This is a genomic window from Actinocrinis sp., from assembly GCF_035650855.1.
GTDB lineage: Bacteria > Actinomycetota > Actinomycetes > Streptomycetales > Catenulisporaceae > Actinocrinis.
Genome location: NZ_DASRGV010000336.1, coordinates 1 through 9,372 on the forward strand (window position 1 = coordinate 1; position 9,372 = coordinate 9,372).

Genomic DNA, 9,372 nt, shown 5'->3' on the forward strand with positions numbered 1-9,372 from the left:
TGAAGGTGGATTCGAGACCCGCCTTTTCCAGCTCCCGGCTGATCTGGGGGCCGCCGCCGTGTACGACGACGGGGCGAAGGCCGGCGTAGCGCAGGAAGACCACGTCTTGGGCGAAGGCGGCCTTCAGCGCCTCGTCGATCATCGCGTTGCCGCCGAACTTCACGACGACCGTCGCGCCGTGGAAGCGGGAGAGCCAGGGCAGCGCCTGGGTGAGTACCTGGGCCTTGGACAGGGCCTCCTGGGAGCGGGTGCCGCCCGCCATCGTCTTCATGACGAGTACGCCGAGTTCTCGTGCACGTATTCCTTGGACAGGTCGTTGGTCCACACGGTGGCGGTGCTCTCCCCCGCGTTGAGGTCGACGATGACGTGCACCTGACGCGGGCTCAGATCGCACAGTTCGCGGTCCTCGCCGACGCCTCCGTCCCGGCACACCCAGACTCCATTGATCGCGACCGCCAGTTCGTCGGGTTCGAAGCGTGCGGCCGTGGTCCCGACCGCGGAAAGCACTCGGCCCCAGTTCGGGTCCTCGCCGTAGATGGCGCACTTGAACAGGTTGTTGCGGGCGATCGAGCGAGCGACTTCCAGGGCGTCGGGCTCGTCGGCGGCGTGTACGACCTCGATCTGGATCTCCTTGGACGCGCCTTCGGCGTCCGCGATCAGCTGGCGGGCCAGCGAGTCGCAGACCTCGTGCACGGCGGCCTCGAACTGCGCGGCCTCGGGTGTGACGCCGGAGGCGCCGGAGGCCATGAGGATCACGGTGTCGTTGGTGGACATGCAGCCGTCGGAGTCGATCCGGTCGAAGGTGTGCGCGACTGCGGCGCGCAAGGCCGGATCGAGGAGGTCGGTCGGCACGTCGGCGTCGGTGGTGATGACGCACAGCATGGTGGCCAGGCCGGGGGCGAGCATGCCCGCGCCCTTGGCCATCCCGCCAACGACGAATCCTGATGCGTGGGCCACGACCGCGGTCTTCGCGACGGTGTCGGTGGTGCGGATCGCCTCGGCCGCGTCGGCGCCGCCGGTGGCGGAGAGCGTCTCGGCGGCGGCGGTTGCGCCCGGCAGCAGCTTGTCCATGGGCAACCGGACGCCGATCAGGCCGGTGGAGCAGACGGCGATCTCGCCGGCGGAGGCGTCCAGGAGTTTGGCGGTGTGCTCTGCGGTGGCGTGGGTGTCCTGGAAGCCGAGGGGGCCGGTGCAGGCGTTGGCTCCGCCGGAGTTGAGGATCACGGCGTGCAGCAGGCCGGACTTGGCGACCTCCTGGGACCAGAGCACGGGAGCGGCCTTGACCCGGTTGGAGGTGAACACGGCGGCCGCGGCGCGGGACGGTCCGTCGTTGACGACGAGGGCCACGTCCGGGGCGCCGGCGGTCTTGAGCCCGGCGGCGACGCCGGAGGCGCGGAAGCCGCGCGCCGCGGTCACGCCGACACCGACGCCTGCGGCTGACTGTGCGGGTCCGCTAGCTGTACCGGCGGCGAGTGCGGCGCCGGCGGAGGCTGAGGTGCCAGCGGCGGCCGAGGCAGTTGCGGCGACCGGGGCGGTCGCGTCGGCATCGGCTGCTTCGGCGGCGGAGACCGATGTGCCTGCGGCAGCCGAAGCGGTCGCGGCGACAGCGGCGGCGTCGGCTGCGTCCAGGATCCCGGCGGCTGCTCCCGACCCGCCCGCGACGATCTCGTCGGCGGCCGGGATGAACCCGGCCGAGTCGCCGGGCGACGGTTCTTCGGCTTGCGGGGAGGACTGGTCGGTCACGGAGCCACTCCGATCGTGGTGAGACCCGAGCCTTCGGGCCAGCCGAGCGCGAGATTGAGGCACTGCACGGCCGCGCCTGCGGTGCCCTTGGCGAGGTTGTCCACGGCGCCGATCACGGTGACCCGGCCCGCGGCTTCGTCGAGGGCGACTTGGAGGTGCACCGCGTTGGAGCCGAGGACCGCGGCGGTCTGCGGCCAGCGGCCTTCGGGCAGCAGCGTGACGAACGGTTCGTCGCAGTACGCCTTCTCGTAGGCGGCGCGCAGGTCCTGCGCGGTGACTCCGGGTAGCACGGGCGCCGTGCAACTGGCGAGAATGCCGCGTGCCATCGGCGCGAGCACCGGGGTGAAGGACACTGACACGCGACCGGAGCCGCTGCCCGCGACGCCGCTCACGGCCGGCCCCGGCCCGTCCTGAGCGATGGCCGGATCGGCCGCCACGGCCCGGCTGAGGTTCTGGACGATTTCCGGGATGTGCCGGTGGATGCCGCCGACCTGATAGGCGGAGGCGTTACCCATGATCTCGGAACCGAGCAGGTGCGGCTTGAGCGAGCGGCCTGCGCCCGACGTGCCGGTGACCGCGGTGATGACGACCTCGGGTGCGGCGAGACCGGCGGCGAGCGCCGGATACAGCGCGAGCGTGGAGACGGTGGGGAAGCAGCCGGGTACCGCTACCCGCTTCGTATCTTGCAGCGCCGCGCGGGCACCGGGCAGTTCCGGGAGCCCGTACGGCCAGGTCCCGGCGTGCGGCGAACCGTAGAACCGGGTCCACGCCGCCGCGTCGGCGAGCCGGAAGTCGGCTCCGCAGTCGATGATCAGCACGTCCGGACCGAGGGCCTGCGCCACAGCGCCGGACTGGCCGTGCGGCAGGGCGAGGAAGACGACCTCGTGACCGGCGAGGTTCTCGGTGTCGGTCGGGGCCAGCACGCGGTCGACGAGCGGGCCGAGGTGCGGCTGGTGCTCCCCCAGCGGCGTGCCGGCGTTCGACCAGGCCGTCAGCGCCCCGATCTGCGCGCGCCCGTCGAGCACGGCGGGATGACCGAGGAGTATCCGCAGGATCTCCCCGCCCGCGTAGCCGGTCGCTCCCGCGACCGCGATCCGGATCGTCATGTGCATGACAATACAGCAGCGTGAATGAATATGCCACCACTGATCACGGCCTCACCCGAATGGCTGTGAAGAGATTCCTCAAACGCCGGTGTGGAAGACCGGCCAGCACACTTCGGTAAGCCACCGCGACTCGTCCGGCGTCTCGCGCGATCCGATGCAGTAATACTCGCGCATCGGCCCGTCCACGCAGATGGCACGATTCGCGACGTACGCGGCGAGCAGCCCGTACGACCGGTCGATCTCGCCAGGGGATCCGACATGCTTGATCACCGCGAGCTCGGCCATCGGGATGGTCGCGGCCGTCACCCGGCCCAGCGGGGATACCGGCCGATCGCATGGCACGAAGACCGTCGCCTCACCACGGTGTTCGGTGAAGATCCCATCGGCGTACACGCCGCCCGCGCAGCCCGTCGCCTTGATCTGCTGCGCGTTGAGCGTTGCGTACAGCTCGCCGAGCGCGCCCTGAAGCCAGGCGGGCGCATCCGCCGCATCGATGGTCGCCGAAATCGTGGCCGCGAGCGTGGGCTCTGCTTTGCGTAACTCGACGTCGGCATCGCTCGGAGCGAGCGCAGCACGGGGCTCCAGCAGACCGCGCAGTGTGCTGACAGCGCTTTGAGTGCGGGCGAGTTCTCCTTCGAGGCGCGCGAGGTGCTGCGCGATCCGCGCGTTACGGGTGGGCAGGTCGTGCGCCGCGATCACTTCGCGGATCTCGTCCAGCGGCATCTCCAGCGCGCGGAAACGACGGATCACCTGAGCCGTCGGGATCTGGTCGGGCGTATACCGCCGGTACCCGGTCTGAGGATCGATCTGGACGGGCTCGAGTAGGCCGAGCTGGTGGTAGTGACGCAGCATCTTGACGGTCAGGTGCGTCGCACGGGAAAAGTCCCCGATGGAAAGCGTCGTCGGAGCGTTCGCGGCCACCGTGCCATTGTGCGCCCCTCCCATAGGGGGAGGGTTTCGTGTATTCGCGCCGCTTGACCCTCCTACTGCGGCAACGCCAAGGCTGATGACGACGGCCAGGAGGCCGAGGAGATTGCCGAGGAAGGAATCACGCCATGGAAGGCACGCAGACCGAGGCCACGCAGACCGAAGCCGCGGAGGACGCAGCGCTCGAACGCTATCTGGGGGTGTGGGCGATCGCGGACGACGCGAAGCGGCACGATGCGGTCGCCGCACTCTGGTCGGCGGACGGCGTCGAGTTCGTCGAAGGCGCGCGCTTTGAGGGGCGCGCACGGATCGCCGACCGGGTGAAGGAGGCGCACGACGCGTTCGTCGCCACCGGACGATACATCGTGGGCTGGGACAACGACTTGAGCGTGCACGGCGACGTGCTTCGATTCACCATTCACCTCGCGGAGCCCGTCGCGGGTGATCGGCCCGGCGAGGTCGCCTGGGCGGCCAGGGTTTTCCTGCTGCTGGACGAACATGGACTCGTTCAGCAGTCATATCAGCTCACGGTGAAGCCCCTCCCGGTGTCGTAACCCACCCGGTGTCGTGACCTCGTGGCATCGGGAGCGGAAGTGCGTTGATCGGGATACGGCTAAGGCTGAGCGTTGACGGCCTATCCACGGGCGGTGATACGCTCAGCCGCCGCATTCCAGGGTGGGAGAAAAGAACAATGGTGCCGCAGGCGTTGCGCCCCGGATTTGTCACGCTTCGGCGCCTGCTCACGGCGGGGGCGGTGATCGCGGCCGGGCTCGGCGTGAGTGCGATGCCGGCCGGCGCCGCGTCGAGCGGGCTGTCGATCGATTCGGTTTCCGTGGGGGTCGGCAGCGGCGTCGTCAGCCAGACGATCAGCATCGCCTCGGGCTCCCCCATCGTGGGATCGAGCGGGGAGATCGACATCTGGGGTACCGAGGGCGCCACGTACATCCGGGGAATCAGCGCCAGCGCTTCGACCCGGGCCTCGTGCAGGAGTGGTGTCTCGGTCGGCGTCGCCGGTTTGACGTGGGGTTTCACCTGCACGCCGTCGTCGGCGGGTTGGGGCGCGGGCAGCCTCTGGCTACAGGTCGACTCGGGCTCGTCGTCCTCGCCGGGCGTTTGCGCGGCCATATCGTGCGGCTTCTCGACCACCGCCGGATGGGTGGGCCCGGGCGGTCCGCAGGCGTCGGGCGCCGTCGAGTTCACGAACGAGGCGGACCTTTCCGTCACGCTCAACAACCAGGCTCCCGCGAACAGCATCAACATCTGGGCGCACAGCAACGGTCCCTCGTGGGTATCGAGGGCGGTCATCACGGTCACCGGGCTCGGGAACTACACCGTCTCCAACGTGGACGGGCAGTGCACGCAGGCCGGATCCACCCTGACCTGTACGTCTCAGCTGGGCTCGGGCGCCAACATGCCAATGCAGCCGGTCTTCTCCGGCGGTACCGGACCGCTGTCGCTGCACGCGAGCATCGCAGGCTACTTCCAGACCATGCAGAACCAGCTCGTGTCCATGCCCGACCCGAACTCCGGGAACAACGCCTCCAGCCTCACCTGGACGCCGGGGGCCGGTTCGTCGGGCGGCGGGGGCGGCTCAGGTTCGGGCGGAGGGAAGTCCGGCCGGAGCGCGGCATCAGCGTCGCCGTCGGCCGGGGCCTCCGCCTCGGCAGGCACTTCGGCGTCCGCGTCCGCGTCCGCGCTCGCCTCCTCCTCCGGCTCCGCTTCGGCTGCTTCGCCTTCCGCGACGCCGGGGATCGGAAGCACTCCGCTGGACGTCGCGCCGGTCGCGCATTCCACCGGCTCGAGCCTGAGCCCGCTGTTGGTGGTCCTGGGAGTGTTGCTGGTTATCGCGGTAGGGGGCGGCGGGGTGGTCCTGTTACTCAAGCGCCGGACTGAGTGATCGTCAAAGGTCAGCCGAATGCCAAATAGCTGTGCCCCTGCCGCCGAGTGACAGCAGGGGCACACCTGGTTGAGCTCGCGTTAGCGGTCCGTCAGGCGCCGCGCAGTACCGCGCCCGTCTGCTCGGCCGCCAGGCTGACCGCCGCGTCGCGGGCCTGCGTGGCCTCCTCGACCGTGAGCGTCCGGTCCGCGGCGCGGAAACGCAGCGAGAACGCCAGCGACTTCTTGCCCTCGCCGATGCGCTCACCCTGGTAGACGTCGAACAGGCTGATCGACTCAAGCAGCACGCCCGCGCCGCGGGTCAGCGCGGACTCGACCGTGGCCGCCGGGACGCCCTGGTCGACCACGAGGGCCACGTCCTGCGTGGCCACCGGGAAGGTGGAGACCAGCGGCCCCTGCACCGGAAGGTCGCGGGCCGGCAGCAGCGCGTCGAAGTCGAGCTCCATCGCGCTGGTGCGCGGAGGCAGGCCCAGCTCGGTCAGCACCTTGGGGTGCAGCTCGCCCGCGTGGCCCACGACCCGGCCGTCGACCAGCAGCCGCGCGCAGCGGCCGGGGTGCCAGGGCTCGTACTGAGCCTGCGTCACTTCCAGCTCGACACCGCAGGCACGGGCGACCGTGCGCGCGGCCTCGATCGCGTCGGCCCACAGGGTCGAGCTCGCATCCGTCGCCGCCGGGCGGCCCGGGCCCCACCAGCCAGCCGGTTCACGCAGGCCGGCGAGCACGGCCGCGACATGCGCCGGCTGGTTCGGCAGCGCGGCGTCGAGCGCGGCGAGCTGCTCCTCGCTGGGCCGGTGCGCGGTGGTCAGCCGCGGCGGCGGCGTCGCTCCGGGCTTCGGCGCGAAGATCAGTCCGGTCTCGAACAGCGCCACGTCGTTGAAGCCGCGTCCGATGTTGCGCCGCAGCGTCGCCAAGAGACCGGGCAGCAGCGTGGTACGCAGCTCGGGCTGCTCGTCGGAGAGCGGGTTAAGCAGTCGCAGCGTGTTGCGTCGCGGATCGTCCTCAGGCACGCCCAGCTGGTCGAAGTCCTTCTGCCCGACGAACGGGTAACAGAGCACTTCGACGTATCCCGCACCCGCAAGCTCGCGTCCCACGCGGCGGCGGTAGCGCTGCTTGATTGTCAAGCCGCGGCCCGCCGGGACCTGCGGCATCGTGGAGGGAAGCCGGTCGTACCCCTCCAGCCGGATGACTTCTTCGGCCAGGTCGTTGGGGTCGGTCAGGTCGGGGCGCCAGGACGGCGGGATGATCCGCAGCACGTCCGCGCCCTCGACCGAGCAGCCGATCTCCTGCAGCCGCCCGGCGACGACCTCGCGTGAGTACTCCAGGCCCGCGACGCGGCTGGGCAGCGTCGCCTCGATGACGATCGGCTCGGCCGTAGCCGGCCGGGTCGACTCGACGGTGACCGCCGGGTCGGCCTCGCCCTGGCCGAGCAGCACCAGCAGGTCCACGGCCCGCTGCACCGCGGCGGCGGCCGCGTTCGGGTCCACGCCGCGCTCGAACCGGCGCGAGGCCTCGGACGGCAGCTTGTGGCGGCGGGCGGCGCGGGCGATCACGACCGGGTCGAAGTGCGCGCCCTCGACGAGCACGTCGGTGGTTGTCGGCTGCACCTCGGTGGCGCCGCCGCCCATCACTCCGGCCAGGCCGATCGGGCCGGAGGCGTCGGCGATGACCAGGTCCTCGGGGTCCAGCTTGCGGTGCTGGCCGTCGAGGGTCTCCAGGACCTCTCCGGCCTGCGCGCGGCGCACGGTGATCGGCCCGGTGAGCCGGTCGGCCGCGTAAGCGTGCAGCGGCTGGCCGATCTCGAGCATCACGTAGTTGGTGATGTCGACGATCAGCGAGATGGGACGCATCCCGGCGAGCTGAATGCGCCGCTGCATCCACAGCGGGGACGGCGATAGCGGGTCGATGTTGCGTACCGCACGCGCGACGAACAGGTCGCAGCCGGTCGGGTCGAGGAGGCGGACCGGGTGTCCGGTGCGCGTCGGCGCGGGGGTGTCGAGCAGCGCCGGGTCACGCAGTGCGCTGCCGTACGCGATGGCGGCCTCACGCGCGATGCCGCGCATGGAGAGGCAGTAGCCGCGGTCGGGGGTGACCGCGATGTCGAGCACTTCGTCGCGCACGCCGAGCAGTTCGGCCGCGTCGGCGCCGACCTCGCACTCGTCCGGCAGCACGATGATCCCGGCGTGGTCGTCGCCGAGGCCGATCTCGCGGGCCGAGCAGATCATGCCGTCGGAGACGTGGCCGTAGGTCGAGCGCGCGGTGATCTTGAACTCGCCGGGCAGGACCGCGCCGGGCAGCGCGACCACGACCTTGTCGCCGGTGGCGAAGTTGGTGGCGCCGCAGATGATGCCGCGGCTGTCCTGCGGGTTCGGGCCGACCTGGACCTGGCAGAACCGGATCGGCTTCTTGAACCCGGTCAGCTCCTCGATCTCGAGCACGTGGCCGACCAGCAGCGGCCCGGTCAGGCCGAGGCCGGACTGGTGCACGGTCTCGACCTCAAGGCCGGCGCGCACCAGGTGCTCGGCGACCTCGCGGCCGGTGGCCTCGGCGGGCAGCTCGACGTACTCCCGCAGCCAGGAAAGCGGAACGCGCATCAGATCTCCACCCCGAACGGAAGCGTGAACCGGATGTCGCCCTCGACGATGTCGTGCATGTCGGCCACCGAGTGGCGGAACATCAGGGTGCGTTCGAGGCCCATGCCGAAGGCGAAGCCGCTGTAGCGGTCGGGGTCCACTCCGGCGGCGAGCAGCACCCGCGGGTTGACCACGCCGCAGCCGCCCCACTCGATCCAGCCCTCGGAGTTGCAGGTGCGGCAGGGCCGGTCCGGGTTGCCCACGGACTCGCCGCGGCACACGAAGCAGCGCAGGTCCATCTCGGCGCTCGGCTCGGTGAACGGGAAGTAGCTCGGGCGCAGCCGGGTGTCGATGCCGTCGCCGAACATCACGGTGGCGAAGTGGTCGAGGGTGCCCTTGAGGTCGGCCATGGTGATGCCCTCGTCCACGGCCAGGCCCTCGATCTGGCCGAAGACCGGGGTGTGCGTCGCGTCGAGGGCGTCGCTGCGGAAGACCCGGCCGGGGCAGATCACGTACACGGGCAGCTCGCGGGTCAGCAGGGAGCGGATTTGCACCGGGGAGGTGTGGGTGCGCAGGACGAGGGTGTCGGTGGCCTCGGTCGCGCCGGGGGTCTCGACGAAGAAGGTGTCCTGCGTGGTGCGCGCCGGGTGGTCGCGGTGGATGTTGAGCGCGTCGAAGTTCATCCACTCCGACTCGACCTCGGGGCCCTCGGCGACCTCCCAGCCGATCGAGACGAACGCGTCGGCGATGCGCTCCTGAAGGGTCGTCAGCGGGTGCCGGGCGCCGCGCGGGGCGCGGTCCCAGGGCAGCGTGACGTCGACGCTCTCCTCCACCAGCACCCGGGCGTCGCGCTCGGCCTCGAGCTCGGACTGCCGGGCGGCGAGCGCGGCGTTGACGGCGGCGCGCGCCTGGCCGACCCGCTTGCCGGCCTCGGCCTTCGCGGCCGGCGGCAGCGCGCCGATCTCGCGGTTGGCCAGGGCGAGGGGTGAGCGGTCCCCGGCGTGGGCGATCTTGGCCTCGTGCAGCGCGGCGAGGTCGGCGGCGGCCGCGAAGGCGGCCAGGGCTTCGTCGCGGGCGCGCTCGACCTCCCCGGGCTTGAGCGCTTCAACCTCGACCGGGTCGAAGGTCTT

General features: G+C 71.0%; 8 protein-coding genes. 2 read left to right on the forward strand and 6 right to left on the reverse strand.

From position 1 onward, the window contains the following. The 4 genes from VFB40_RS23720 to VFB40_RS23735 all read right to left on the reverse strand — a co-directional run. Window positions 1-262: acetylglutamate kinase (locus tag VFB40_RS23720; RefSeq protein ID WP_349261613.1), on the reverse strand; the 262-nt coding region annotated here is incomplete at its 3' end. A gap of 5 nt (window positions 263-267) precedes the next feature. Next, a complete protein-coding gene (gene argJ, locus VFB40_RS23725) occupies window positions 268-1,416 on the reverse strand; it encodes a bifunctional glutamate N-acetyltransferase/amino-acid acetyltransferase ArgJ (RefSeq protein WP_349261614.1) in 1,149 nt (382 codons plus the stop codon). Between the two features lie 323 nt (window positions 1,417-1,739). Continuing rightward, window positions 1,740-2,849 carry an N-acetyl-gamma-glutamyl-phosphate reductase gene (gene argC / locus VFB40_RS23730; RefSeq protein WP_324854306.1) on the reverse strand — a complete coding sequence of 370 codons (1,110 nt, stop codon included), beginning with the start codon at window positions 2,847-2,849 and terminating at the stop codon, window positions 1,740-1,742. Window positions 2,850-2,927: 78 nt separating this feature from the next. Continuing rightward, window positions 2,928-3,770, reverse strand: a complete 843-nt coding sequence (locus VFB40_RS23735) for a MerR family transcriptional regulator (RefSeq protein WP_324854308.1) — start codon at window positions 3,768-3,770, stop codon at window positions 2,928-2,930. Between the two features lie 134 nt (window positions 3,771-3,904). Between VFB40_RS23735 and VFB40_RS23740 the strand changes: the two genes are divergently transcribed. Beyond that, window positions 3,905-4,330 carry a nuclear transport factor 2 family protein gene (locus VFB40_RS23740; RefSeq protein ID WP_324854310.1) on the forward strand — a complete coding sequence of 142 codons (426 nt, stop codon included), beginning with the start codon at window positions 3,905-3,907 and terminating at the stop codon, window positions 4,328-4,330. Between the two features lie 137 nt (window positions 4,331-4,467). Next, a complete protein-coding gene (locus VFB40_RS23745; protein ID WP_324854312.1) occupies window positions 4,468-5,673 on the forward strand; it encodes a hypothetical protein in 1,206 nt (401 codons plus the stop codon). A 91-nt stretch (window positions 5,674-5,764) separates the two neighbouring features. Here the strand turns inward: VFB40_RS23745 and pheT are convergent, their stop codons facing one another. Both pheT and pheS read right to left on the reverse strand, forming a co-directional pair. After that, window positions 5,765-8,263 (reverse strand): phenylalanine--tRNA ligase subunit beta, encoded by a 2,499-nt coding sequence (gene pheT, locus VFB40_RS23750; protein ID WP_324854314.1) that lies wholly within the window; start codon window positions 8,261-8,263, stop codon window positions 5,765-5,767. Next, the coding region (gene pheS, locus VFB40_RS23755) for a phenylalanine--tRNA ligase subunit alpha (protein WP_324854316.1) at window positions 8,263-9,372 on the reverse strand (1,110 nt) is incomplete at its 5' end. The genes pheT and pheS, both read right to left, overlap by 1 nt.